24 protein-coding genes and 1 tRNA gene are annotated in these 22,308 nt (G+C 62.0%); 13 read left to right on the top strand and 12 right to left on the bottom strand.

Going from position 1 to position 22,308, the window contains the following annotated elements; translation table 11 throughout:
- Positions 1-117: 117 nt before the first annotated feature.
- The 5 genes from AB7D48_RS13045 to AB7D48_RS13025 form a co-directional block, all read right to left on the bottom strand.
- Positions 118-897 carry an SDR family oxidoreductase gene (locus tag AB7D48_RS13045; RefSeq protein ID WP_427979838.1) on the bottom strand — a complete coding sequence of 260 codons (780 nt, stop codon included), beginning with the start codon at positions 895-897 and terminating at the stop codon, positions 118-120.
- A gap of 3 nt (positions 898-900) precedes the next feature.
- Positions 901-1,896, bottom strand: a complete 996-nt coding sequence (locus AB7D48_RS13040) for a VOC family protein (protein ID WP_427979836.1) — start codon at positions 1,894-1,896, stop codon at positions 901-903.
- Positions 1,897-1,913: 17 nt separating this feature from the next.
- On the bottom strand, positions 1,914-3,578 hold the full coding sequence (locus AB7D48_RS13035) for an FAD-dependent monooxygenase (protein ID WP_427979834.1): 1,665 nt from the start codon (positions 3,576-3,578) through the stop codon (positions 1,914-1,916).
- A 99-nt stretch (positions 3,579-3,677) separates the two neighbouring features.
- Positions 3,678-4,100 carry a nuclear transport factor 2 family protein gene (locus AB7D48_RS13030; protein ID WP_427979831.1) on the bottom strand — a complete coding sequence of 141 codons (423 nt, stop codon included), beginning with the start codon at positions 4,098-4,100 and terminating at the stop codon, positions 3,678-3,680.
- Positions 4,097-4,915 carry a fumarylacetoacetate hydrolase family protein gene (locus tag AB7D48_RS13025; protein ID WP_427979829.1) on the bottom strand — a complete coding sequence of 273 codons (819 nt, stop codon included), beginning with the start codon at positions 4,913-4,915 and terminating at the stop codon, positions 4,097-4,099. The genes AB7D48_RS13030 and AB7D48_RS13025 overlap by 4 nt, the downstream gene beginning before the upstream one ends.
- 116 nt (positions 4,916-5,031) lie before the next feature.
- On the opposite strand from AB7D48_RS13025, the gene AB7D48_RS13020 reads away from it, so the two are divergent.
- Positions 5,032-5,688: a TetR/AcrR family transcriptional regulator gene (locus AB7D48_RS13020; protein WP_427979826.1), complete on the top strand. Its 657-nt coding sequence runs from the start codon at positions 5,032-5,034 to the stop codon at positions 5,686-5,688.
- A gap of 130 nt (positions 5,689-5,818) precedes the next feature.
- Here the strand turns inward: AB7D48_RS13020 and AB7D48_RS13015 are convergent.
- From AB7D48_RS13015 to AB7D48_RS13005, 3 genes are all read right to left on the bottom strand, one after another.
- Positions 5,819-5,892: transfer RNA gene (locus tag AB7D48_RS13015), tRNA-Arg, on the bottom strand.
- A gap of 122 nt (positions 5,893-6,014) precedes the next feature.
- Positions 6,015-6,512 (bottom strand): thiamine pyrophosphate-dependent enzyme, encoded by a 498-nt coding sequence (locus AB7D48_RS13010; RefSeq protein ID WP_427979824.1) that lies wholly within the window; start codon positions 6,510-6,512, stop codon positions 6,015-6,017.
- Positions 6,484-7,551 (bottom strand): acetolactate synthase large subunit, encoded by a 1,068-nt coding sequence (locus AB7D48_RS13005; RefSeq protein ID WP_427979821.1) that lies wholly within the window; start codon positions 7,549-7,551, stop codon positions 6,484-6,486. Before AB7D48_RS13005 ends, AB7D48_RS13010 begins: the two co-directional genes overlap by 29 nt.
- Positions 7,552-7,735: 184 nt before the next feature.
- Between AB7D48_RS13005 and AB7D48_RS13000 the strand changes: the two genes are divergently transcribed.
- Positions 7,736-8,692, top strand: a complete 957-nt coding sequence (locus AB7D48_RS13000; protein ID WP_427979819.1) for an MYG1 family protein — start codon at positions 7,736-7,738, stop codon at positions 8,690-8,692.
- A 28-nt stretch (positions 8,693-8,720) separates the two neighbouring features.
- Here the strand turns inward: AB7D48_RS13000 and AB7D48_RS12995 are convergent, their stop codons facing one another.
- A complete protein-coding gene (locus tag AB7D48_RS12995; protein ID WP_427979816.1) occupies positions 8,721-9,518 on the bottom strand; it encodes an IclR family transcriptional regulator domain-containing protein in 798 nt (265 codons plus the stop codon).
- A 71-nt stretch (positions 9,519-9,589) separates the two neighbouring features.
- Between AB7D48_RS12995 and AB7D48_RS12990 the strand changes: the two genes are divergently transcribed.
- From AB7D48_RS12990 to AB7D48_RS12975, 4 genes are read left to right on the top strand one after another with little or no spacing between them, the layout of a single operon-like run.
- Entirely contained in the window at positions 9,590-10,297 is a 708-nt protein-coding gene (locus AB7D48_RS12990; RefSeq protein ID WP_427979814.1) for a CoA transferase subunit A, read from the top strand.
- Entirely contained in the window at positions 10,297-10,938 is a 642-nt protein-coding gene (locus tag AB7D48_RS12985) for a 3-oxoacid CoA-transferase subunit B (RefSeq protein ID WP_427979811.1), read from the top strand. Before AB7D48_RS12990 ends, AB7D48_RS12985 begins: the two co-directional genes overlap by 1 nt.
- The gene (gene pcaF, locus AB7D48_RS12980) at positions 10,935-12,137 is read left to right on the top strand and encodes a 3-oxoadipyl-CoA thiolase (protein ID WP_427979809.1); all 1,203 of its coding nucleotides are present in this window, start codon (positions 10,935-10,937) and stop codon (positions 12,135-12,137) included. Before AB7D48_RS12985 ends, pcaF begins: the two co-directional genes overlap by 4 nt.
- Positions 12,137-12,967 (top strand): aldo/keto reductase, encoded by an 831-nt coding sequence (locus AB7D48_RS12975; protein WP_427979806.1) that lies wholly within the window; start codon positions 12,137-12,139, stop codon positions 12,965-12,967. Before pcaF ends, AB7D48_RS12975 begins: the two co-directional genes overlap by 1 nt.
- Here the strand turns inward: AB7D48_RS12975 and pcaQ are convergent.
- Positions 12,916-13,905: a pca operon transcription factor PcaQ gene (pcaQ, locus tag AB7D48_RS12970; protein WP_427979804.1), complete on the bottom strand. Its 990-nt coding sequence runs from the start codon at positions 13,903-13,905 to the stop codon at positions 12,916-12,918. The genes AB7D48_RS12975 and pcaQ overlap by 52 nt on opposite strands.
- Positions 13,906-14,010: 105 nt before the next feature.
- Here pcaQ and pcaD point away from each other — a divergent pair, with 105 nt between their 5' ends.
- From pcaD to AB7D48_RS12935, 7 genes are all read left to right on the top strand, one after another.
- Positions 14,011-14,805 carry a 3-oxoadipate enol-lactonase gene (gene pcaD, locus AB7D48_RS12965; protein WP_427979802.1) on the top strand — a complete coding sequence of 265 codons (795 nt, stop codon included), beginning with the start codon at positions 14,011-14,013 and terminating at the stop codon, positions 14,803-14,805.
- Positions 14,798-15,205, top strand: a complete 408-nt coding sequence (gene pcaC / locus AB7D48_RS12960; protein WP_427979799.1) for a 4-carboxymuconolactone decarboxylase — start codon at positions 14,798-14,800, stop codon at positions 15,203-15,205. The genes pcaD and pcaC overlap by 8 nt, the downstream gene beginning before the upstream one ends.
- Entirely contained in the window at positions 15,198-15,941 is a 744-nt protein-coding gene (gene pcaH / locus AB7D48_RS12955) for a protocatechuate 3,4-dioxygenase subunit beta (protein WP_427979797.1), read from the top strand. Before pcaC ends, pcaH begins: the two co-directional genes overlap by 8 nt.
- 3 nt (positions 15,942-15,944) lie before the next feature.
- Positions 15,945-16,571: a protocatechuate 3,4-dioxygenase subunit alpha gene (gene pcaG / locus AB7D48_RS12950; protein ID WP_427979795.1), complete on the top strand. Its 627-nt coding sequence runs from the start codon at positions 15,945-15,947 to the stop codon at positions 16,569-16,571.
- A 6-nt stretch (positions 16,572-16,577) separates the two neighbouring features.
- Positions 16,578-17,618, top strand: coding sequence for a 3-carboxy-cis,cis-muconate cycloisomerase (locus AB7D48_RS12945; protein ID WP_427979794.1), 1,041 nt, complete (start codon positions 16,578-16,580; stop codon positions 17,616-17,618).
- A 160-nt stretch (positions 17,619-17,778) separates the two neighbouring features.
- A complete protein-coding gene (locus AB7D48_RS12940; RefSeq protein ID WP_427979791.1) occupies positions 17,779-18,411 on the top strand; it encodes a TetR family transcriptional regulator in 633 nt (210 codons plus the stop codon).
- A gap of 781 nt (positions 18,412-19,192) precedes the next feature.
- Complete coding sequence (locus tag AB7D48_RS12935) at positions 19,193-19,552, top strand: ArsC family reductase (RefSeq protein WP_427979789.1); 360 nt, start codon at positions 19,193-19,195, stop codon at positions 19,550-19,552.
- 268 nt (positions 19,553-19,820) lie between these two features.
- Here the strand turns inward: AB7D48_RS12935 and istB are convergent, their stop codons facing one another.
- Entirely contained in the window at positions 19,821-20,636 is an 816-nt protein-coding gene (istB, locus tag AB7D48_RS12930; RefSeq protein ID WP_427979786.1) for an IS21-like element helper ATPase IstB, read from the bottom strand.
- The gene (gene istA, locus AB7D48_RS12925) at positions 20,633-22,153 is read right to left on the bottom strand and encodes an IS21 family transposase (protein ID WP_427979783.1); all 1,521 of its coding nucleotides are present in this window, start codon (positions 22,151-22,153) and stop codon (positions 20,633-20,635) included. Before istA ends, istB begins: the two co-directional genes overlap by 4 nt.
- Positions 22,154-22,308 lie beyond the last annotated feature (155 nt).

Raw genomic sequence — 22,308 nt, 5'->3', positions numbered from 1 at the left:
CTCCCTCGATGATTTTGTATTGGCGCTTTCGGCCATTTTTACGGACAAACATCCCCGCCGCCTGGCGGGACCGGCCGCCGGACGTCTCGTCTTGATCTGAAGCGCAAGCCGGCGCGGCTAAATCAGCCCAGGATAAGCGCCGCCATCGACTTGAATATTTTGCCCCGTGATGAACCCAGCCCGCTCACCACATAAAAAGGCGCATAGGGCCGCGAACTCCTCGGGGCGGCCGAAGCGTCCGGCCGGAATATGGGATGTGACTTCGGCGCGCACCATATCGGGCGTGGTGCCGCGCTCCTCAGCCATCTTGCCCAACATGAAACGCTGCCGCTCTGTTTCCAATCTTTCGGGCAAGATATTGTTCAGTGTGACATTATCCACCGCCACCTCGCGCGACAGCGCCTTGGTCACGGCGGTCAGCGCCGCGCGCGGGGCGGTGGACAATGTCATCATCGGATGCGGCGCCTTGACCATGGCGGAGGTGATATTGACGATCCTCCCGAAGCGGCGCGCGCGCATGCCTGGCAGAAATGCCGTGATCATCTCCAACGCGGCCAGGAAATTCGCCTCCAGAGCCGCTTGCCAAGCCGGCTGCGTCAGGCTGGAGAAAACCGCAGGCGGCGGTCCGCCATTATTGGTGACAAGAATATCGACATCCTCACAGGCCAGAAGCAGAGTCCGCCGGGCTACTGCGTCATTCAAATCCGCCACGACCATCCGGGCGGGGCGGCCCGTCAGGCGCATGAGTTCACCTTTGGCCCGTTCGAGCTTGGCCGCATCGCGGCCATTGAGAACGACCTCGGCCCCCTCGCGCGCCAGGGCTAGCGCGCAGGCAAACCCCAACCCTTGCGAAGAGGCGCAAATCAAGGCCCGGCGGTCCGTGAGTCCGAGATCCATATTCTATTCCGCCACCAGCTCAAAAGGCATGCGCCCACCCAGCAACATTTCATCCGGTTCCTTCAGGTCCATATCCACGAAGGACTTGGCCTCAAGCAGCCAGCTTCTCGGTGGCGGCGCCCCCCAGCCTGGACGGGCCTTCAGCTCCGCCAGCGTCCAGCCGACCGGCGTCTCGTCAATATCGATACATTGATAATGGTTGAGGAAGAATTCTATCCTGTGCCCCTCGGGATCGCGCAGATACAGGCTACGCGCCCAGCCAGGCCCCCAATGACGGTTCGGCCCCCATTCAACGGCATGAAACAACCCGCCTTGGGCCAGGCGGTCGCCAATGCCAAGCAAAACCTCATTGCCCGGCACCGTATAGGCGATGTGGTGGAGCTGCGGTCCGGGAGCGCGCAGAAACACGACATCATGCGGATTGCCCTTGCGCTGCATGAAGGTGGCAATCAGCGTCCCGTCTTCAACAATATAATCCGAGAGCCGAAACCCCATGCCGGTATAAAACGCATAAGCCCTGGCGACATCGGGCGTGAAAAGCTGAAAATGATCGAGCCGCAGCGGACAGCCTCCGCGATAAGCCGCGAAATCGCCTATCAGCCGGGGGCGTGTCTGCATGCGCGCGCAAAATTCAAGCGGCACGCCCGATGGATCTAGCGCCTGAAAACCGCGCCCCTGATGCGCCACCTCCACCCAGGCGGTTGGCAACCCCTCCTGATCGAAATAAAATTTGGCGCGGTCAAGATCTTCCTCTGTCAGGCAACGAAACCCGACCCTCTGAGCCACGGAAGCATCTCCCCGGCGCAAAACCAGCGAATGATGCGCGATTTCCTCAAGCCCGCGCAGATAAAGCACCTCGGATGTCTCGTCGCTGACAACGAAGCCGAGACAATCGACATAAAAAGCGCGCGCGGCGGCAAGATCGCGTACACGCAACTCCACGTGACTGGCACGGGTGACGCGGAAAGGAGGATCGTAAAGCTCTGGCAGAATCCGCATGGTGAATCTCCTCTGTCTCAAGCCAGCTCAGTAAGAGTTTCAAATCCCGGCAAGCTGGAAAAAGCCTGGGCCAACGCCTCGGCCGACGGGGTGGCAATATGGGCGAGTATATGACCATCGGGGCGGACAAGCACGCCACCTCCCTCGGACAATCCCACAAGCTTCAGCCAATCTGTCTCAAAGCGCCAGGCCGCATCGCACATCACAAGGCGTGGGGAAGGCCTGCCCCCTTCCAGCGCCGCGCGCCAAGCGGCGTCATCTCCAACGGCGATCAGCGTGAAGGTCCGCGCGTCAAGCAAACTGAGTGTCGAACGGCGAATTCCGCCCTCTGTGAACCAGCCATGCGGCAGGCGGCACCCGGGATCGGCGCGCGGTTCGAACCGATCCACCACCACCTCCGGCGCGAGCGGATCGTAAGAAAAACCAAGTTGCAGGCCGATCGAATTGAAATGCTGACGTTGCAATTCGATCGCCGCGTCAATCCGTGCGCGCCTGTCTGCCTCATCAAGCCAGGCCTGCATGGCCTCACTTGAAACGCTGACATCTTGCGGGCAATCCAGCGCCGCCAGCGCGCTCAAACGTTGCGCATTGCCAAGGCTTTGCTCGGCATTGCACCATGCCACCGGACGGCGCTCGCCCTCATATGTATCGAGCAAATCCTCACCCGCCTCACCACGAATCACGGCGGCAAGTTTCCATGCGAGATTATGAGCATCCTGCAAACCCGTATTCAACCCCAACCCGCCTGTGGGTGGAAAACGATGCGCCGCGTCCCCGACCAGAAAAAGCGGCCCGGCACGATAATGCTCCGCCACCTCGCTGCGCATCGTCCATGGTGTAACCGCGAAGATTTCGAGCGGCGTTTTCGCTCCCCGTCGCCCAATGGCCGCCCGCACCATCTCCTGGCAACGTGCGGGTGTGTAAGCGGCCAGATCAATCCGGCCCGCCGAATGGGTGGTGACATAGCTCCAGAGCCGGGCCGGGTCGTAAGCCAGAAAACCACCCTTCACCCCGGCGCCTGACAGCCAATACAGAATCCCCTTCCGGTCCGTGACGAGTTCGCGCAGATCGGCCTTGAACACGATGGACAAGGCGGTCAGCACCTCGGGATCTCCCACCATGGCAATGCCAGCCGCCGCGCGTGCACCGCTATTGGCCCCATCGGCCGCGATGACAAAGCGGCTGTGCAATTCGTAAGCACCCTCCGGCCCTACGATCCGGCTGCATGCCCCAGCCTTCTCGGCCTGCATCCCCACCCAGGCATGAGCGCGGCGGAAATCGATCAACGGTTCAGCCGCCACCGCCTCGAACAAAATCTCCTCGAACACGGGCTGGGCGATATTGACCAACGGCGTGGGGGTCAGATCGTAAGCGTCATCGTCTTGACGTTCATAAGGCAGTGAGCCGAACAACGTGCCGGTCAAGGTGTCGACATAATGGATTTGCCCGGCCTCCTCGCGGCTCAACCCCTTTGCATAAATCCGCGCGACATCGAGCCCCAAGGCCTGGCAGATTTCGAGGCTGCGCGGATTGAGCGCATGGGCACGAGGCGCCTGGACAGGCGCGCATTCACGTTCGAGCACCACCGAGGCCACGCCAAAGCGCGCCAACCACAAGGCCATGAACGCGCCCGAGGGACCGCCACCAACGATGGCGACCGGCAACAAAATCGACGAAGGCATTTTCCGCTCACTCCTATCGCCGTCCGATTTTACCAAGGGCGGCGTTTTAGTTGACTGAGAGTAGTCTCGATTTTTTTGGAGAGTCAATTAAGAATCATCTTAAAAAACTTTTTCCCGTGGAAAGACCAAGACAGGCCTTCCTTCGAGAACCGCCACGCGCCACCCGGCCGCCTCCCGCCGGAAATGGACGGTAAAACCGCCAATCCCCGCCATCTCGGTGATCAAGCCAGGCTTCCCCGCCGTGCCCCGGTACAGCGTAAAATCCGCTTCCCCGCTCGCCAGGTCCACGCTTTGCGTCCGGATCAGCACATTGGCTAATAGATGGCGCTGCGCTGTATGCGCCCGCGGCACCGACAAGGCGGCACGGATTTCATCCTGGCCATGCGACCAAGCACCATTACGGCACCAGGCGGCATCGTCCGTAAAAAACGCCAGCGCGGCGGCACGGTCTGGCCCATCGAGCGTTCGAACCAGTTCCACCAACACATGGGCGCAAGCCGCCTCAATGGTTGCTTCGGTCACGGGGTCAATGCGGCGATGCGGTTACGAACCGGCGCTAGGGCACCGATTTGCACATCGACCTCATCGCCCGGCTTAAGAAATCTCGGCGGCGAGAAGCCTAGCCCGACGCCAGACGGCGTCCCGGTGGCGACAATATCGCCAGGATGCAAAGTTATGACCTGGCTCAGCCGAGACAGCAGATTCGGGACATCGAAAATCATGTCCGCGGTCGTTGAATCCTGCATGATTTCACCGTTCACGCGTGTACACAGCCTCCAGCCCAAGGCGGGGTCACCCGCCTCGTCAACCGTGGTGATGGCACCTAGCGGACCTGACCGGTCGCTGTTCTTGCCCAACGTCCATTGCGCGGACAGGCGCTGAAAACTCCGTGCCGAAAGATCGTTGAACGCGGCATAGCCGAGAATGGCGTCGCGGGCCTCGGTGGGATCCGCACGGAACAGCGGACGCGCCAGACTGACGGCCAATTCGCCCTCCCAGTCAAAGGCCGCTTCAATGGCGGGCACATCATCTCCATCGACCGCCAGAGACGCCACCCAACGTCCGAACACGACCGGATGATCCGGAATTGGCTGGCCGGTTTCCTTGGCATGGCGCCGGTAATTCAACCCAATGCAAAGAATACGCGCCGAAGCTGGAACGGCTGGAATGCGCGTGAGCCCGGCAAGCGCCAACACCGGACCATGCGCGCCAGCGGCCAAAGCGGCCGGCGGGTCGGCGAAAAACGCCTCCAACCCGGCCAGATGCCGCAAACCATCGGCGCCAGCGGCCACACCGATCTGACAACCGGCTTCATCCCTATAAGCAATTAATTGCATGGTCCCCTCTTTCGTGACGTCGTTTCTCGCGCCATCATGTTTTGAGAGTACTCTCAGTTTTTTTCGCCCGTCAAGTGGCTTTGTCGCGCCGCCAAGCATCTGATAAGCTCGCGACAATGCCCGACCCCTTGCCTGCCCCTGCTCCCACGCCACGCAAGCGCGAAACAAAACGCGACAAAACCCGCGCGGCGCTTTTGGAAACCGCCATCAAGCTCTTCGCCGAACGCGGCATTGAAGACACCTCGATTTTAGCGATTACCGAAGCCGCGGATGTCTCAAATGGCGCGTTCTACTATCATTTCGCCAATAAGGAGACGTTGCTGGCTGAAATACGGCTCGTGCTGACCAATTCGGTGATCGATGAATTGCATCAGGAAATCGACCGCTTGGACAGCCCCGAGGAAAAGGTTGCATTGGGGCTACAATGGCTGGTGGCAAAAGCAACCCGCGCTCCCGACCTTGGCGCGTTGATCGCCGAAACCATGAGCAGCGACGATGCGATCCGCGCCGAGATGTTCGAGCGGCTCCGTGTCGATATCGAAGCGGGAGTGGCACGGGGGCAATTCAGCGTGACACCTCACCCCTTGCTGTTTTCCATGCTTGGCGCCGTGAACGCGCTTTGTATCCGCGCCTGCCTGGCGGGTGAATCAGCCGACTGGGTTGGCCTGTTTGGAGCCGAGCAGCATCTACGCCTACTTGGCGTGCCCGCCCACCGCGCGACAATGCTTGCCTTAACGGCACGGCAAAAGCTCGCGACCCAGCGCGCGACATGATGGATCGAACAGGCTTTGCCGCATAAATCTGGCGGGCGGTTATGAGCCGGGCCATGTCTCCCGGAGATCTCACTTTCAACGAAAGTGACGAGCCGCTTTGGTCGCGGCTGATAAACCGCTGATTTGGTTATGTCCCCGGCGGGATTCGAACCCACGGCCCCAGGATTAGGAATCCTGTGCTCTATCCTGCTGAGCTACGGAGACTTAAAGCATAGCGTTTCCAGCGTCAGAATCGGGGATGGAGCTGCGGACGCCCCACAGCTTACACCCGCCGACAACGGCGCCAGAGCCTCTTTACCCCAGCGCGTTCACATTTCAAACCCGTCTTAGATCATCAGTTCGATCAGGAAAGGCTTGGCCTGCTTGAAACTCGCCGTCATCAGCTCCGCGCACTGCTCCATGCTGTCCGCGCGGGCCGCCTCGACCCCCATGCCCGCGGCAAGCGCTCCCCAGCCAAGGTCGGGCTTGTCCAGATCCAGCATACTCATGGCCGTCGCTCCGGGCGTGGCGCCAACATTCTTATACTCGTTGAGCAGGATATTATATCGGCGGTTATTTAAAATGATCGTGGTGATGGGCAAGGCCTCGCGCGCCTGTGTCCACAAGGCCTGCAACGTGTACATGGCGGAACCATCCGCTTGCAGCGAGATTACCCGGCGCGGGCCATTGGCGCCGATAGCGGCCCCCGTGGCCATGGGCAATCCACCGCCGATGGCGCCACCAACCTGGTTCAACCAGACATGGGCAGGCGCCCCCTGGGAACATCGGTAAAATCCACGGCCATAGGAGATGCTTTCATCGGCAATGATCGAATCCTCCGGCATCACCGCCGCCAGCGTCTGCGCCAGCTTGTCCGATGTCGGCCTGCCTTGCGCGGCGGACGGGCGGGGCACTGACGGAGGCGGCGCAACCGGCGCGCCGAGCGCCTCGGCCAACGCCGCCAGGGCGCGCGCCGTCCTGGTCCGGCCGGGAGAGCACATGCACGTCGGCATCCCGCCGGTACTGAATGGAAGGCATGCCCGGATAACCGAAAAACCCGACAGGCGCCTTGGCGTTGACCAGGATGATCTGTTCAAACGGACGCAGCGCTTCGATGGCCTGATCCATCGCATACGGCACCCTGGTCAGGGGCAAGGTGCCCTGACCGCGCTCCACCCGGGGCACGCCATACTCCAGCATGAGTTGCGCGCCGCTGGCCTGGGCGATCCGCCAAGCCAGCAACTGCCCCTGCCGCGTGGCACCGCCGCCGGACAGAAGAATAAGCGTGTGCCGCCCATTGCGCAGCGCACGCGCCGCATTATCGACGGCAATGGCGTCGATGGGCGGCGGCGGCGGAACAACCAAGGCTGGCGCCACATGACCACCTTCCGTCCAGGATATATCGGAAGGTACGATCAGGCTGGCGACTTGCCCTGGCAGGGTACGGGCGGCCCGCACGGCCTCGGCGGCGTCCGCGCCCAATCCCGGCGTGGCGGTGCTGGCGCGGACCCATTGCGAAACCGTTCTGGTCATGGCGTCGGTGTCGGCGGTCAGGGGAGCGTCGTATGGGCGGTGGTCGCTTGCCTGATCCCCGACAATGTTGACGATGCCACTTCTGGCCCGCCGCGCATTGTGCAGATTGGCCATTCCATTGGCAAAGCCCGGTCCGCAATGCAGCAAGGTGCAGGCGGGTTTTCCGGCAATCCGGTAATAGCCGTCGGCCATGCCGGTGACGACATTCTCCTGCAGCCCCAGGACACAGCGCATGCCCGGACTTTGATCGAGCGCCGCCACGAAATGCATCTCGCTCGTTCCGGGGTTGGCGAAACATGTATCCACACCGGATTGCAGCAATGTCTCGACCAGGGTTTTCGCACCATTCATTCGGTGGCTCCTCTCCATGGTTTCCGGCCACGCGGACGAAACCGGCCGGCACGAAACCCTACATAACGCGCGGCGGCCGGGAATGCCAAAGCCGGCATCACGGGCCGGAAATGCCCCATGCGCTTGAACTTTATCCACGTCCCGGATAGGCCACACGTCATCCTCCACCGCATTGGAAAACAATATGTCCTCTGTTCCGCCGCGCCCTCTGCTCGTGACCCATAGCGGCAAATTTCATTGTGACGAGGTTTTCGCCTACGCCACGCTCAGGCTGGCGCTGGGGGTGTCCCAGCCGGGCGACGACCATGTGCTGCTGCGGACCCGCAAGCCCGAATTGATTGAAACGGGAGACATCGTTTTCGATGTCGGCAGCGTGTTCGATCCTGCTTCGGGCCGCTTCGACCATCATCAGCGCGGCGCTCCGCTCCGCCCGGATGGAACCCCTTTTTCCTCCGCCGGCCTGATCTGGCAGGCTTATGGCGAACGCGCCGTGGCCGCCTTGCTGGCCCCGGCGGGAGAGACTGGCTTCGCACCCGCCATAATGGCGGAACTGGATGACAATCTGATCCGGCGCATCGACGAGATCGACAACGGCGTCTCCGCCACCGGGCCGGTGACGCGCGACTCCTTGAATTTCGCGGCGTTGGTGGGTGATTTCAACCCGCCCTGGGACAGCCCCCACGCCAGCGGTCCCCAAGCGGGCGATGCGGCCTTTCTGGAGGCCGCCGAGATGGCCGGCGGCGTGCTGGCCCGGCGGGTGGATGGGGTGCGTGCCCGCATGCTGGCGCAAACGCGGGTGCTGGCGGCGCACGCGGCGGCCACGGATCCGCGCCTGCTCGTGCTGGAGACCGGCATGCCTTGGAAAAATGCCGTGTTCAGCCATGATCTGCCTGTGATATTTTGCGTCTCCCCGGCCTCCAACGGCAATTGGATGATCGACACCATGCCGCCCGAACCCGGTTCCTTCGCCCAGCGCCTGCCCTTACCCGAAAGCTGGGCCGGGCTGCAGGGGAAGGATCTGGCGGCGCAAAGCGGGGTCGAGGATGCTGTCTTCGTGCATCTGCGCCGGTTTGTCGGCGCCGCGGCATCGCGCGACGGGGCAATCGCCATGGCTCGCAAGGCGCTGGAACTGGCCGCCTGAAACCGCCAACCGCCCCGGTGATCGCGGCTCAGCCAAAGGCCACCCTGGCGAGATGCGCGGCCGCGGCCTGCAACTCCGGCAAGGCGGTTTGCAGCAGCCAGTCCTGGCTGCGATGGGCGGATTGAGTTGCCAGATTGATGGCGGCGGCAACCTGGCCATCGGCACCGCGCACCGGCACGGCGATGGAGCGCAACCCCGCCTCCAACTCACCATCCGTCATCGCCCAACCCTGGGCGCGAACCGTCTCCAACTCAGCCCGCAGGGCCGTCTCATCGATGAGGGTTTTCGGCGTGCGGGCGGAAAACGGTGCCTGGGCCAGAAACCGCGCCAATTCCCCGGGCGGCAGCCATGCCAGCAAGGCCCGGCCATTGGAGGCGCAATAGCTGGGCAGCGTGGTTCCCACGAACAGCGGCACGGAAATGATGCGCGCGGTTTCCGCCCGGCAGACATAGACGACACGGTTATAGGCGCTGCGCGTGTCGAACATGGCGAGCGAGCTGGATTCGCCCAACCGGTCACGCAGCGCATCCACCACCGCCTGCCCGGCGCGCGCCAATGGGTGCCCGGCCAGAAAGGCGCGGGCCAGTGGCATGACCGCCGGGCAAAGCATATAGCTGGCGCCCTCGGCGGTGACATAGCCAAGCCGCTCCAACGTAAACAGGCAGCGCCCCGCCGCCGAGCGCGACAAGCCCGTGGCCTTGGCCGCCTGCGTGACCGTCATGCCGGGTTGCGCCTCGAAGGCGGCCAAAACCTCCAACCCACGGGCCAGAGAGGTCATGAAGCGCGGATCTTCCGCCGATTTTTCCTTGACTTCCTGTCCCTGCACGGCAATTATCTCCGATAAACGAATATTTTATCCGATAATCGGTTAAATTGGGCCAGGACACAAGAGGAAAAATGCAAAAAATCTATTCGAGTCCAGAAGCAGCGCTGGAAGGCGTTCTGTTTGACGGCATGACCATCATGTCCGGCGGGTTTGGCCTCTCCGGCAATCCGGAAAGCCTGATCCCGGCCATCCGCGACGCCGGGGTGAAGAACCTCACCGTGATCTCCAACAATTGCGGCGCCGATGGGTTCGGGCTGTGGATGCTACTGAACAACCGCCAAATCAAGAAGATGATTTCCTCCTATGTGGGGGAGAACAAGCTGTTCGAGCAGCTTTACCTCTCTGGCGAGCTGGAGCTGGAGCTGAACCCGCAAGGCACCCTGGCTGAGCGTATCCGCGCCGGCGGCGCTGGCATCCCGGCCTTTTATACCCGCACCGGCGTGGGCACCGTGGTGGCGCGGGGCAAGCCGGTCGAGGAATTCGACGGTGTGAAATATGTGCGCGAGACCTGGCTGAAATCCGATCTTTCCATCGTGAAGGCCTGGAAGGCGGATGAGGCGGGCAATCTGCTCTACCGCAAGACCGCGCGCAATTTTAACCCGAACATGGCCACCGCCGGAAAGGTCACGATCGCCGAGGTCGAGGAGATCGTGCCCGCCGGCACGCTGGATCCGGATTGCGTTCACACACCTGGCATTTTCGTCGACCGCGTCATCAAAAGCACCATCAATGAGAAGCGCATCGAGAAGCTGACCGTGCGCGAGAGGGAGACCGCCTGATGCCCTGGACACGCGATCAAATGGCCGCCCGCGCCGCGATGGAATTGCAGGACGGGTATTACGTGAATCTCGGCATCGGCATTCCCACGCTGGTGGCCAATTACATTCCCCAGGGTGTGGATGTGACGCTGCAAAGCGAGAACGGCATGCTGGGCATCGGCCCCTTCCCATATCGCGGGGATGAGGACCCGGATCTGATCAACGCGGGCAAGCAGACGGTGACGGCGCTGCCGACCTCCAGCTTCTTCTCCTCCGCCGATAGTTTCGGGATGATTCGCGGCGGGCATATCGACATGGCGATCCTCGGCGCCATGGAAGTCTCCGACAAGGGCGACATCGCCAACTGGACCATTCCCGGCAAGATGGTGAAGGGCATGGGCGGGGCGATGGACCTCGTCGCCGGGGTGAAGCGTGTTGTCGTGGTGATGGATCACAACGCCAAGGACGGCTCCCCGAAGATCAAGGAAACCTGCGACCTGCCGCTGACGGGTGCGGGCGTGGTGGACCTGATCGTCACCGATCTTTGCGTGCTGGCCTGCGACAAGGAAAAAGGCGGGCTGACGCTGCTGGAACTCGCCCCTGGGGTGACGAAGGACGACGTGATCGCCAAAACCGCGGCACCGGTGAAGGTGATGTCATGATAGACGCGTTCATCTGCGATGCCGTGCGCACGCCCATCGGCCGTTTCGCGGGCGGGCTCTCGCCCATGCGGGCCGACGATCTGGCCACCGTGCCCATCGCGGCGCTGCTGGCGCGCAACCCGGGGCTGGACCGCGAGGCGATCGAGGAGGTGATCTTGGGCTGCGCCAACCAGGCCGGCGAGGATAACCGCAACGTGGCGCGCATGGCCGCGCTGCTGGCGGAGCTACCGGTTTCCGTTCCGGGCACCACCCTCAACCGGCTCTGCGCCAGCGGCGCGGATGCGGTGGGCACCGCCGCGCGGGCGGTGATGACCGGGCAGATCGACCTCGCCATCGCCGGCGGGGTGGAGAGCATGAGCCGGGCCCCTTATGTGATGGGCAAGAGTGCCACGCCCTTCGCGCGGGACATGAAGATCGAGGACACGGTTATCGGCTGGCGCTTCGTCAATGCCAAGATGAAGAAGCTATATGGCACGGCCTCCATGCCGGAAACGGCGGAGAATGTCGCGGACCGTTATCAGATCAGCCGCGCGGACCAGGATGAATATGCGCTGCGCTCCCAGCAACGCACCGCAGCCGCCGTGGCCGCCGGCTATTTCGCCGCGGAAATCGTGCCCGTGACCATCGCGGGCAAGAAAGGCGAGACGGTCATCTCCGCCGATGAGCATCCACGCCCGGGCACGACCATGGAAGCGCTGGCCAAGCTGAAGCCGATCGTGCGGGCCGATGGCACGGTGACGGCGGGCAATGCCTCCGGCGTGAACGATGGCGCGGCGGCGATGTTCGTGGCCTCCGAGGCGGCGGCGAGGAAGCATGGCCTCACCCCGCGCGCCCGGATTCTGGGCATGGCCACGGCGGGGGTGGAACCGGACGTGATGGGCATCGGCCCTGTGCCCGCCAGCCGCAAGCTGATGGCGAAGCTGGGGCTGAGCATCGGGGATTTCGATTTGATCGAGCTGAACGAGGCCTTTGCCTCGCAGGTGATCGCCTCGATGCGCGAACTTGGGGTGGACCCGGCTTCGGAGTATCTGAACCCGCATGGCGGGGCGATCGCGCTGGGGCATCCGCTGGGCTGCTCGGGCGCGCGCCTGGCCATGACGGCGGTGCATGGGCTGGAAACACGCGGCGGCAAGCGGGCGCTGGCGACCATGTGCATCGGTGTCGGCCAGGGGTTGGCTCTGGCGGTGGAGCGCGTGTGATGGAACGCCTCATCAACCCCAACGGGCTGAATATGCCCAAGCTCGGGCTCGGCACCTGGCCGATGCTGGGCGAGGATTGCACCAAGGCCGTGATGCAGGCGCTGGCGCTCGGTTACCGTCATATCGACACCGCCGCCGGTTATAACAATGAGGACGCCGTGGGCGCGGCTCTGGCCGCGAGCGACGTGCCACGCGGGGAGATTCACGTCACCAGCAAGGTCTGGTGGGACCAGCTTGAGCCGCAAAAACTGCAAGCCTCATTTGAACGCTCCCTGCGGGCGCTGCGGAGCGACTATGTGGATCTGTTCCTGATCCACTGGCCCGCGAAAGACTGGGATCTGCGCCGGACCATTGAGGCGCTGGTGGCATTGAAGGAAAGCGGCAAGGCAAGGGCCATCGGCGTGGCGAATTTTCCACTGCCTTTGCTGCGCGAGGTGGTGGAGGATCTGGGCGCGCCGCTGGCGGCCATTCAGGTCGAATATCATGTGACGCTGGGTCAGGCGAAATTGCTGGATTATTGCCGCCGGCACGGCATGGCGCTGACCGCCTACAGCCCGCTGGCGCGCAACAAGGTTTCGGAAATTCCCGACATCGTCGCCATCGCGGACAAACATGGCGTGCTGCCCACGCAGGTGGCGCTGGCCTGGTTGCTGGAACAGCAAGACGTGGCCGCCGTGCCCAAGGCGGCGGGGCGGGCCAACCAGCTCTCCAACCTCAACGCCTTGAACATCCGGCTGGATGACGAGGACCGCGCCAAGATCGCCGCCCTGCCGAAGGGTCAGCGTTTGGTCAGCCCAGCCTTCGCGCCGGACTGGTCGGACGGGGAGTGAACCGCCAGTGCCGCCACGGCGGCACGGACGGATTGCGCGAAAATCTGCGCCGGCATGGAGGGCTGAAGATCGGTGCGGGTCGTGAGCCCCACCGGTCCCCGCGTGGCACTGGTATCCGCCGGCAGGCGGGCCAGGAAGCCATGGGCCAGCTCCTCCGCCACCACACCTTCCGAGATGATCCAAACCGCGTTGGAAGCGCGCACATAGGCACGGGCAAAATTGTCGGAAATGGTCTCGATCTCCCCCGCGAACGGCCCCAGCGCGTGAGCGATGAGATAATGCTGCGCCGTCGGACGGATGATGGAGCCCGGCGGCGGCATCAGAAGCTGATAATGCGCGATGTCGGCCAGATCGAAACGGCTGGCGGCGAGCAAGGGATGGTCCGGGCGGACCACCAAGGCGATCTCTTCCTCATAAAGATGCTCAAAGGCGAAACCGCGCATCATCTCGGGCTCGGCCATGCGGCCAAGGACGAACTCCACCTCTCCCAGCCGGAGTTGGGAGAGCAGATAGGCATTCGGCCCCGTGACGATGCGGGGCTTGAAGGCTGGATTGCGCGCCGTGAACGCCGCCGCCGCCCGGGGCAATATACGCGCGGAGACGGTAGGCAGCGCGCCGATGGCAAAGGCCGCCGCCTCATCCCGCCTCACCTGCGCCATGGAACGGACACCCTGTTTCAGCGCCGTGAGGCTGGCCCCGGCATAGCGGTGGAACATCTCGCCAAAACCGGTGAGCTTCAACGTGCGGCCTGAGCGGTCGAATAATTTAACCCTGAGGATCGCTTCCAGCTCCGCGATGGTTTTTGACAGGGCCGGCTGGGTCAGCCCCAGGCTCTCCGCCGCATGGACAACGCTGGAAAGACGCACCACCTCCAGAAAAACACTAAGATGGCGAAGTTTGATGCGAGGGTCCAAACCTTCGCCACGCGGGGTTGGCATATAACCTCCAGGTTATCATTCATGCGCAATATCTCATTTTACATGAAACTCTAAAAGTATTTTATTCACTGCAACGGGGCCACGCGCCCAGGAGGAACATGAACCATGGCTTTCACCAAGCTCAATGACGTGCGGATGCATTGGCGCGAAACCGGGCGGAGCGATGCGCCGGCGGTGATCTTCGCCAACTCGCTGGGCACGGATTGCCGGCTATGGGACGAAATCGCGCAGGCGCTCTGCGCCACATACCGGGTTGTGCTGTACGACAAGCGCGGCCACGGCCTCTCGGAAAACGTGCCCGGCCCCTACAGCATCAAGATGCTGGCCGACGACGTGCTGGCGCTGGCGGATCATCTGGGGCTGGCGACCTTCGCGTTCGTGGGACTGTCCATCGGCGGGCAGATCGCGCAGCAGCTGGCGGTGCAAGCGCCGGAACGGCTTTCGGCCCTGGTCGTCTGCGACAGCGCCGCGAAAATCGGCAATGACGAAGGCTGGAACGCGCGCATCGACGCCGTGATGAGCAACGGGTTGGCCAGCATCACCGGCCCGGTGATGGAGCGCTGGTTCACACCGAAATACCATGCCGAAAAGCAGATGGAACTGGCGGGATGGATCCAGATGCTGCTGGGCACGCCGAACGACGGCTATGCCGCCTGCTGTGCCGCGCTGCGCGAGGCGGACCTGACCCAGGCCATCCCCGGCATTAAGACACCAACATTGGTGGTCTGCGGCGACGGCGATCAATCCACGCCGCCAGAGCTGGTGCAAAAAACAGCGGCGCTGATTCCTGGCGCGCGGTTCGCGTTGATCGATGATTGCGGCCATATTCCCCCCGCCGAACAGCCAGGGGCGCTGCTGGCTCTGCTGACACGGCATTTTGAGGAGCATATCCATGCCTGACCCCTCCCCCCGTTTCACCCAGGGGATGAAGACCCGCCGCAAGGTGCTGGGTAAGACATATGTGGATGCGGCGGTGGCCAACACCACGCCCTTCAACCAGGATTTTCAGGAGCTGATCACCGAAACCGCCTGGGGAAATGTATGGTCGCGCAACACCATTCCACTGCGCGAGCGCTCCATGCTCACCATCGCGCTGCTGGCTGCGCTTGGGCATTACGACGAGGTGGCGATGCATGTGCGCGCCACCCGCAATACCGGGGCCAGCCTGGAAGACATCAAGGAGGCGCTGCTGCACGTGGCGATTTATGCCGGGGTGCCAGCCGCCAACCATGCGTTCAAGATTGCCGCCAAGGCGTATGCAGAGCTTGAGGCGGTGGAAAAGGAGGAAGCCAATGCGTAACGAACCGGCGCCCAATCATAATGGCGCTTTTTATCAACGTGACAGGTCCTGGCATCCGCCGGCCTTCACGCCGGACTACAAGACCTCCGTGCTGCGCAGCCCAAAGCAGGCGCTGCTCTCGCTCACCAACACGCTCTCGGAAATGACCGGCCCGGTGTTCGGTCATGCCATGCTGGGGCCGCTGGATAACGACCTGATCCGCAATTTCGCCACCAGCGGCGACCCGGTCGGCCCTCGCCTCATCGTGCATGGGCGGGTGCTGGACGAGGATGGCCGCCCGGTGCCCGGTGCATTGGTGGAATATTGGCAGGCCAATGCCGGCGGGCGCTACCGGCACAAGAAAGAAACCTACCTCGCCGCCATCGACCCGAATTTCGGCGGGTGCGGGCGCAGCATCACCGACGAGGAAGGGCGTTACTGGTTCCGCACCATCAAGCCGGGCGCCTATCCCTGGCCGAACGGGGTGAATGACTGGCGCCCGGCGCATATTCATTTCTCGGTATTCGGTCATGCCTTCGCACAGCGTCTGATCACGCAGATGTATTTCGAGGGCGACCCGATGATCTGGCAATGCCCGATCGTCCAGGGCATCCCCTCGCGCGAGGCGGTGGAGACACTCGTGGCGGCTCTGGACCGCGGCGCCACGATCCCGATGGATACGCTGGCCTATAAGTTCGACATCGTGCTGCGCGGCCGCCGCTCCACGATGTTCGAAAACCGGATGGAAGGAAACTAACCCATGGCACAATCTCTAAACCGGCTGAAGGAAAGCCCTTCGCAGACCGCGGGCCCCTATGTGCATATCGGCACCACACCGAACTTCATTGGCATCGACAGCCTCTATCCTCAGGATCTGGGCCTGGGCGCTTGCCCGGCCGAGGCCAAGGGTGAGCGCATCGTCATCACCGGGCAGGTTTTCGACGGCTCCGGCAGCCCGCTGCGCGACGCGCTGATCGAGATCTGGCAAGCTGACGCGGACGGGCTTTATCCCGGGCGCGGTGAGCACCGGGGGGCGGCGGATCCAAATTTTCCCGGCTGGTTCCGCCAACCCGTGGACGGCGCCACCGGCATATACCGGTTCGAAACGATCAAGCCCGGCACCGTCCCCTACATGGACGGCCGGAAGATGGCCCCGCATATCACCTTCTGGATCGTTGCGCGCGGCATCAATATCGGCCTGCACACCCGCATGTATTTCGGCGACGAACAGGCCGCCAACGAAGCCGACCCGTTGCTGGGCCGGGTAGAGTTGAAAGTGCGCGTGCCCACCCTGATCGCGCCGCGTGGAGAGGAAAATGGCATGCCCTGCTATAAATTCGACATTCACCTGCAGGGCGACAAGGAAACCATTTTCCTGGATATCTGAGACGTCATGACACAGAGCTTTGCCGCCGCGCTCCTCGCCGATGCCGAGATCGAAACCTGGTTCAGTCAGGAGGCCGAACTCCACGCCATGCTGGAGTTCGAGATCGCCCTGGCCCAGGCGCAGGCCGCGACCGGATTGATTCCGGCCGAAGCTGCGGCGGCGATCGCACGGGGCGGCTCTGAATTCACCCCCGACCCGGCGGCCCTGGCCGCCGGGCTGTTCAAGGATGGGGTGCTGGGGCCCGGTTTCGTGAAGGCGCTGCGCGCCAGCCTGCCGGAAACAGCCCGGCCCTATCTGCATTTCGGCGCCACCAGCCAGGATATCACCGACACGGCGCTGACCTTGCGGCTAAAGCCGGTGATGGCGGTGCTGACGGCCCGGCTGGCGGCGCTGACCGGCATGCTGGAAACGCTGGCGGACGACCAAGGCGGCATGACGCTGATGGCGCAGACGCGCATGCAGGCGGCATTGCCGATGACGGTGAAGGACAAGGTTGCGTCCTGGCTGCTCCCGCTGCGGCGACACCAGGACAGGCTGGCGGCACTGGCGCCGCGGCTGCTGGTGATCCAACTGGGCGGGCCGGTGGGCACCCGGGCGGAGCTGGGTGACAAGGCTGAGCAAGTGGCGGCTGGGCTGGCGGCGCGGCTGGCTCTGGGCAACGCGCCCTGCTGGCACACCGCGCGGGATAACATCGTGGAATTCGGCGCGGTGCTGGCACTGATCGCGGGGGCCTTGGGCAAGATCGGACTGGATGCGGCACTGCTGGCGCAAACGGAAAACGGATCGCTGAAAATCGCGGGCGGGGGAACCTCCTCCGCCATGGCACATAAGGCAAACCCCGTAACAGCGGAGTTGCTGGTGGCGCTGGCACGCCATGCGGCGGGGCTCTCCGGCACGCTGAACCAAGCCTTGCTGCATGAAAATGAACGCTCCGGCGCGGCCTGGACCCTGGAATGGTTCACCCTGCCGCCCCTGACCATCGCCACGGGGGCGTCGCTGCGCGCGGCGGCCGGGCTGGTGCCAAGGATGCGCTTTCAACCCCGCTAAGGCCAATCTCCCGCCGGTCGCCGCCTGAGACATTATCTGTACCGGATGGTGCATGGATTGCCATTCCGTGGCTTGACCGTCATGATGGGCGGGCAGACCGTCTTTGTGGCAAGGTTCAGGAATGGCTAAAAACATAGGTTTGGTGGACGGGGATGCACCGGTGTCTCTCGGAAAAACCCGAGATCCGGAGCGCACAAGGCAGGATATATTACGGGTCGCGACCGAGGAGTTCGCCAAACACGGCTTGTCGGGCGCGCGGGTGGATGCCATCGCCGCGCGCACCCATACCACCAAGCGGATGATTTATTATTACTTTGAAAGTAAAGAGGGGCTTTATATCACCGTGCTGGAGCACGCTTATGGCGGCATCCGGCAGATCGAAGCCAATATGAAGCTTGATGAGCTTGACCCGCAAACCGCCTTGCGCAGGTTGGTCGAGCTCAATTTCGACTATCACGACGCGCACCCGGAATTTATCCGGCTGGTGATGATTGAGAACATCCATAACGCCGAGCATGTGCGCGGCTCGGAGATCATGCGCCGGACCAACAGCCCGGCGATTGAAATCCTGGCGCGGATTCTCAAACGTGGCCATGAGGCCGGTGTGTTCAAGCGTCAGATCGAAGCGCGCGAACTGCACATGATGATCAGCGCCCTGGCTTTCTACCGCGTTTCCAATCGCGCCACGTTCAGCACACTTTACAATATCGACATCGGCGCGCCCCAGCCGCGTGAACGCCAGCGCCGCTATATCGCGGATGCCATCCTGCTGCTGATGACAACTCCCGAGTGATCAAGCCGCGCTGAGCTTACACACCCATATCGCCATGCCAGGGCGCTGATGCCGGCATCAGCACCCTCTCGTCATCGGCTCTCCCGAGCACCTTGCATTACCTCGACCGAAATCTTAAAATGTAATATTCCACCTACGGATTTTAAAATCCGCATGCCAAATTGTATGTTGAATGGCATGGAGAACAGAAAGCCCCCGCTTCCTTTGGAAGCATTCATTGCCGGAGTGATTGACGCCTGCTTTGTCCGCCGTTTCGATTATTTCCGACCAGTTATTCATGTCAGCAACCGCGTCAGATTCAACCAGAAAGCGGCCAAGCAGAATGACAGTCTCCGCCGCTCAAAATCTTTGTTATCCGATTCGAAGCCACGCCAAGCTCGCGGGCCAATACATGCTCAGACAGCCCGGAGAAGCTAAAACCGCCTCCCATGGCCCTTCCTCCAAGCGTAATAGGGAGCAAAGTCTCGCCTGAAATTCTTGGTGGTTTTCCACGGTTTCTTTTCATGTCCAAAACACCCGAAAAAGGAGCGTGGGGATAGACCATTGTCTGAAAATCCACAACAAACATAAGGGTAGTTACATTATAGACCCCACGCCGTTCCATTCAGAGTTGGAAATCGCCGATCTCTTTGACTTGGATCAACCTCAACCTTGTCCATAAACACGCATTCTCCGAACAACTCTTGAGTCCTGGACATTCTTGTTGATAAGGCACGTGTGAGGTTCGTTCACTGTTATGGTGTGCTACGGACCACAAAACTCGTTACAGGGAGTCGACCCGATGGGCATGATTACGATTTACGGCATCAAGAATTGCGACACGATGAAGAAGGCACGGGATTGGTTAAACGCACATAAGGTCGAATATGTATTTCACGATTACAAAAGCGCTGGCATTAGCCAAGCCACGCTTGAGGGCTGGGTGAAACAATTAGGTTGGGAAGTGCTGCTCAACCGTGCGGGGACAACCTTCAAAAAGTTACCGGATGAACGGAAGCTAGGGCTGGACACCGCCAAGGCGGTGGTACTGATGGAGGAACAACCCTCAATGATCAAGCGACCGGTACTGGCGCGCGGCACTGAACTGTTAGTGGGATTTAAGCCGGAGACATATGCCGCATTTTTTGGGGTGAAATGGTAATCCCCCCGTTTTTAACGGGGCTTGGTTGTAGAATTCACGCGGCGAGTTTCAGTTTCTGAGCGGATGTTATCCCGCCCAAAGCCATATTGGCTCGTTCGTTATTATTGTCAACGCCGGGATAAAATTGGGCCAGGCACCGGTTTAAAAAGGGGCCAGCTGGTTTGAATAAAAAGCCTCAGGTTGAGGCTGGGCAGTATCGGCAGCGGGGAAGCGGCTGTAGCGGAGCGGAAGCCGATTTCCCGCTGCCGATGGCCGTTTTCTTGTCAGGTCATTTTGCCTCCCCTTTGTCCCTCTGGCGCTTGCGACTGCTGGCAAGGCGGAAGCTCTCGCCGTTCATCTCGAGAATGTGCACGTGGTGGGTCAACCGGTCGAGCAAGGCACCGGTCAGGCGCTCGGAGCCGAACAGCGATGTCCATTCGTCGAAGGGCAGATTGCTGGTGATCAGCGTGCTAGCCCGTTCGTAACGCTGGCTGAGCACCTCGAACAACAGTTCTCCACCCACGGCTGTGAAGGGAACATAACCCAACTCGTCGAGGATCAGTAGCTTCACCTGAGCCAGATGCTTCTGGAGGCCGCGCAATCGCCGCTCGCCCCTTGCCTCCATCAGGTCGTGCACCATCGCCGCCGCTGTGGTGAAGGCCACACTGTAGCCCTTCTGGCAGGCCGCCAGTCCCAGCGCGAGGGCGGTGTGGGTTTTGCCGGTGCCGCTGGGCCCCAGCGCGATGACATTATTCCGTCGCTCGATCCATTCCCCGCGGGCCAGTTCCAGCACCAGCGCCTTGTTCAGCGATGGCTGGGCGGCAAAGTCGAAGGTATCGAAGCTCTTGGTATGCGGGAACCTGGCCATACGGATGCGGCGCTCCACCATCCGGCGGTCGCGGTCGATCCGCTCCAGTTCGCATAGGCGCAGCAGATATCTTGGATAATCGGCGCGATCCTGTGCGGCTTCAAAGGCGACCTTCTCATACTCGCGCACGAAGCTGGGCAGCTTGAGTGCCTTGAGATGATTGGCCAGCAAGACAGCGGGCGGCACGCTGGTGGGTTCTGCCTCAACAGCCGGCAGCGGCATCATGGGATCACTCATGCCGGTACTCCCGTTGCGGGAGTTCCTGCCTGTGTGAGCAGGCCCATGTAGCTGCGTGGGTCGGTACGCCCGACGTTCGCGCGTGGCAGATGCGGATAGAATTGCAGATCAAGGCGCGGCACGCGCTGTTCAAGGCGGGCCAGAGCGATCATCTTGACCGCATCGAAGCTGATCGCCCCCATCTCCAGCGCCCGGGCCACCGCCCATTCCACCAGGGCTTGGTCGAAGCGTTCGCACAAGCGCAGCACCTGAATGAACTCGCGCCGCCCCTCCTTGCCGCTGCGTGCTTCCATCAACCGCCGGATACAGTGCATCGGTTCGGCCAGCACCCAGCCATCGAGTGGCGCGGCCTGATCGAGTGCGCGGGGTTTTTGTTCCAACAGTGCCAGATAATGCAGCGGGTTGGCGATGAAGTCTTCCCGCTCATAGCTGCGCGGATGCACCGCAATCTGTTCCCCGCCACAGATGATCTCGACGCGCTCGACATAGGCTTTGATCACCACCTCCTGGTGGGCATAAGCCGTCGGCACCGAATAATCATTGGTACGATAGCGCACCAGAGACATCGATGAAGCACGGCCCGTCACCATATGGCAGGGATCGAACGCCACCGCTGGCAACGGCATGAACGCAGCCAGATCGGCCAGCATCCGTTCCCCGACGCTCTGGTCGTGCCCGCGCAACACGGCCTGCCTGCGTTCCAAACATTGTTCGAGGAAGCGTGCGTTCATCGCATCAAGGCTGACAGCCACCGGCATCGGCACCATGAAGTGGCGCCGCACATAGCCAACAAGCCCCTCGACTTTGCCCTTGTCATTGCCCTTGCCGGGGCGCCCGAACTTGTCCTCAAACAGGTAGTGGCTCTGCAGTGTCGAGAACATCCGGCTGCGCTCACGCTTCCCAGCACCCAGTATCCGCGCCACCGCCAGTCTCGTGTTGTCGTACAGGATCGACTGCGGGATGCCGCCAAAGAAGGCAAAGGCCGCCACGTGCCCCTCGCAGAAGGCCTCCGCCACCTCCGCCGGATAGGCCCTGAAGAACGGCGCATCGCTGTGCGGCAAATCCATGCAAAAATAGTGGAAACGCGTCAGCTTGCCGTCGATGATCCCGTCCGCCTCCCCAAAGTCCACCTGGGCGTGCCCAGGCTTGTGGCTCAACGGGATAAACACCTCACGGCTGCGCAGCCTGGCACCGGCCACATAATCGCGAACGATCGTGATGCCGCCTGCAAACCCGTGCTCATCACGCAGACGTTCAAAGATCCGGGCCGCCGTATGCCGCTGCTTGGCATGCACACTGCGGTCATCGGCCAGGATCTGATCAATGATGTCCGTAAATCCGGCAAGCTTGCGACTATAGGTTCGCCCGCTCCGGCCATGCGGAGCTGGGGCCGGATAAGACAGCATCTTGTCGACAGTCTTGCGATCAATCCCAAAATACCGGGCCGCAGCGCGACGGCTCATCCCGTCAATCAACACAGCGCGGCGGACCTTCTGATAAAGCTCCACTCTCTTCATCCTTCCATCCCCCGCCAAAAAGCGAAGGTCTAGTGTCCTGATTCGGAATTTGTCTTCATTTTGGGCATTTTTGTGAGGGACCGCAGGCAGAAGCGTTGAATTGAGGCGAGGATATCGTCGGCGCTCTTGGTCCATCTGAACGGCTTTGGATTGGC

The sequence above is a fragment of the Acidocella sp. genome (assembly GCF_050253495.1).
GTDB lineage: Bacteria > Pseudomonadota > Alphaproteobacteria > Acetobacterales > Acetobacteraceae > Acidocella.
The sequence above is the reverse complement of the archived record's forward strand: the minus strand, read 5'-3'. Positions and strand labels throughout refer to the sequence as shown.

What these genes read in the sequence shown, in the direction of transcription:
- AB7D48_RS13045 (WP_427979838.1), bottom strand. Translation starts at nt 897, where the DNA reads ATGGATCTCGGACTCACGGACCGCCGGGCCTTGATTTGCGCCTCTTCG.
- AB7D48_RS13040 (WP_427979836.1), bottom strand. Translation starts at nt 1,896, where the DNA reads ATGCGGATTCTGCCAGAGCTTTACGATCCTCCTTTCCGCGTCACCCGT.
- AB7D48_RS13035 (WP_427979834.1), bottom strand. Translation starts at nt 3,578, where the DNA reads ATGCCTTCGTCGATTTTGTTGCCGGTCGCCATCGTTGGTGGCGGTCCC.
- AB7D48_RS13025 (WP_427979829.1), bottom strand. Translation starts at nt 4,915, where the DNA reads ATGCAATTAATTGCTTATAGGGATGAAGCCGGTTGTCAGATCGGTGTG.
- AB7D48_RS13020 (WP_427979826.1), top strand. Translation starts at nt 5,032, where the DNA reads ATGCCCGACCCCTTGCCTGCCCCTGCTCCCACGCCACGCAAGCGCGAA.
- AB7D48_RS13010 (WP_427979824.1), bottom strand. Translation starts at nt 6,512, where the DNA reads ATGCCGGAGGATTCGATCATTGCCGATGAAAGCATCTCCTATGGCCGT.
- AB7D48_RS13005 (WP_427979821.1), bottom strand. Translation starts at nt 7,551, where the DNA reads ATGAATGGTGCGAAAACCCTGGTCGAGACATTGCTGCAATCCGGTGTG.
- AB7D48_RS13000 (WP_427979819.1), top strand. Translation starts at nt 7,736, where the DNA reads ATGTCCTCTGTTCCGCCGCGCCCTCTGCTCGTGACCCATAGCGGCAAA.
- AB7D48_RS12990 (WP_427979814.1), top strand. Translation starts at nt 9,590, where the DNA reads ATGCAAAAAATCTATTCGAGTCCAGAAGCAGCGCTGGAAGGCGTTCTG.
- AB7D48_RS12985 (WP_427979811.1), top strand. Translation starts at nt 10,297, where the DNA reads ATGCCCTGGACACGCGATCAAATGGCCGCCCGCGCCGCGATGGAATTG.
- pcaF (WP_427979809.1), top strand. Translation starts at nt 10,935, where the DNA reads ATGATAGACGCGTTCATCTGCGATGCCGTGCGCACGCCCATCGGCCGT.
- AB7D48_RS12975 (WP_427979806.1), top strand. Translation starts at nt 12,137, where the DNA reads ATGGAACGCCTCATCAACCCCAACGGGCTGAATATGCCCAAGCTCGGG.
- pcaQ (WP_427979804.1), bottom strand. Translation starts at nt 13,905, where the DNA reads ATGCCAACCCCGCGTGGCGAAGGTTTGGACCCTCGCATCAAACTTCGC.
- pcaD (WP_427979802.1), top strand. Translation starts at nt 14,011, where the DNA reads ATGGCTTTCACCAAGCTCAATGACGTGCGGATGCATTGGCGCGAAACC.
- pcaC (WP_427979799.1), top strand. Translation starts at nt 14,798, where the DNA reads ATGCCTGACCCCTCCCCCCGTTTCACCCAGGGGATGAAGACCCGCCGC.
- pcaH (WP_427979797.1), top strand. Translation starts at nt 15,198, where the DNA reads ATGCGTAACGAACCGGCGCCCAATCATAATGGCGCTTTTTATCAACGT.
- pcaG (WP_427979795.1), top strand. Translation starts at nt 15,945, where the DNA reads ATGGCACAATCTCTAAACCGGCTGAAGGAAAGCCCTTCGCAGACCGCG.
- AB7D48_RS12945 (WP_427979794.1), top strand. Translation starts at nt 16,578, where the DNA reads ATGACACAGAGCTTTGCCGCCGCGCTCCTCGCCGATGCCGAGATCGAA.
- AB7D48_RS12935 (WP_427979789.1), top strand. Translation starts at nt 19,193, where the DNA reads ATGGGCATGATTACGATTTACGGCATCAAGAATTGCGACACGATGAAG.
- istB (WP_427979786.1), bottom strand. Translation starts at nt 20,636, where the DNA reads ATGAGTGATCCCATGATGCCGCTGCCGGCTGTTGAGGCAGAACCCACC.
- istA (WP_427979783.1), bottom strand. Translation starts at nt 22,153, where the DNA reads ATGAAGAGAGTGGAGCTTTATCAGAAGGTCCGCCGCGCTGTGTTGATT.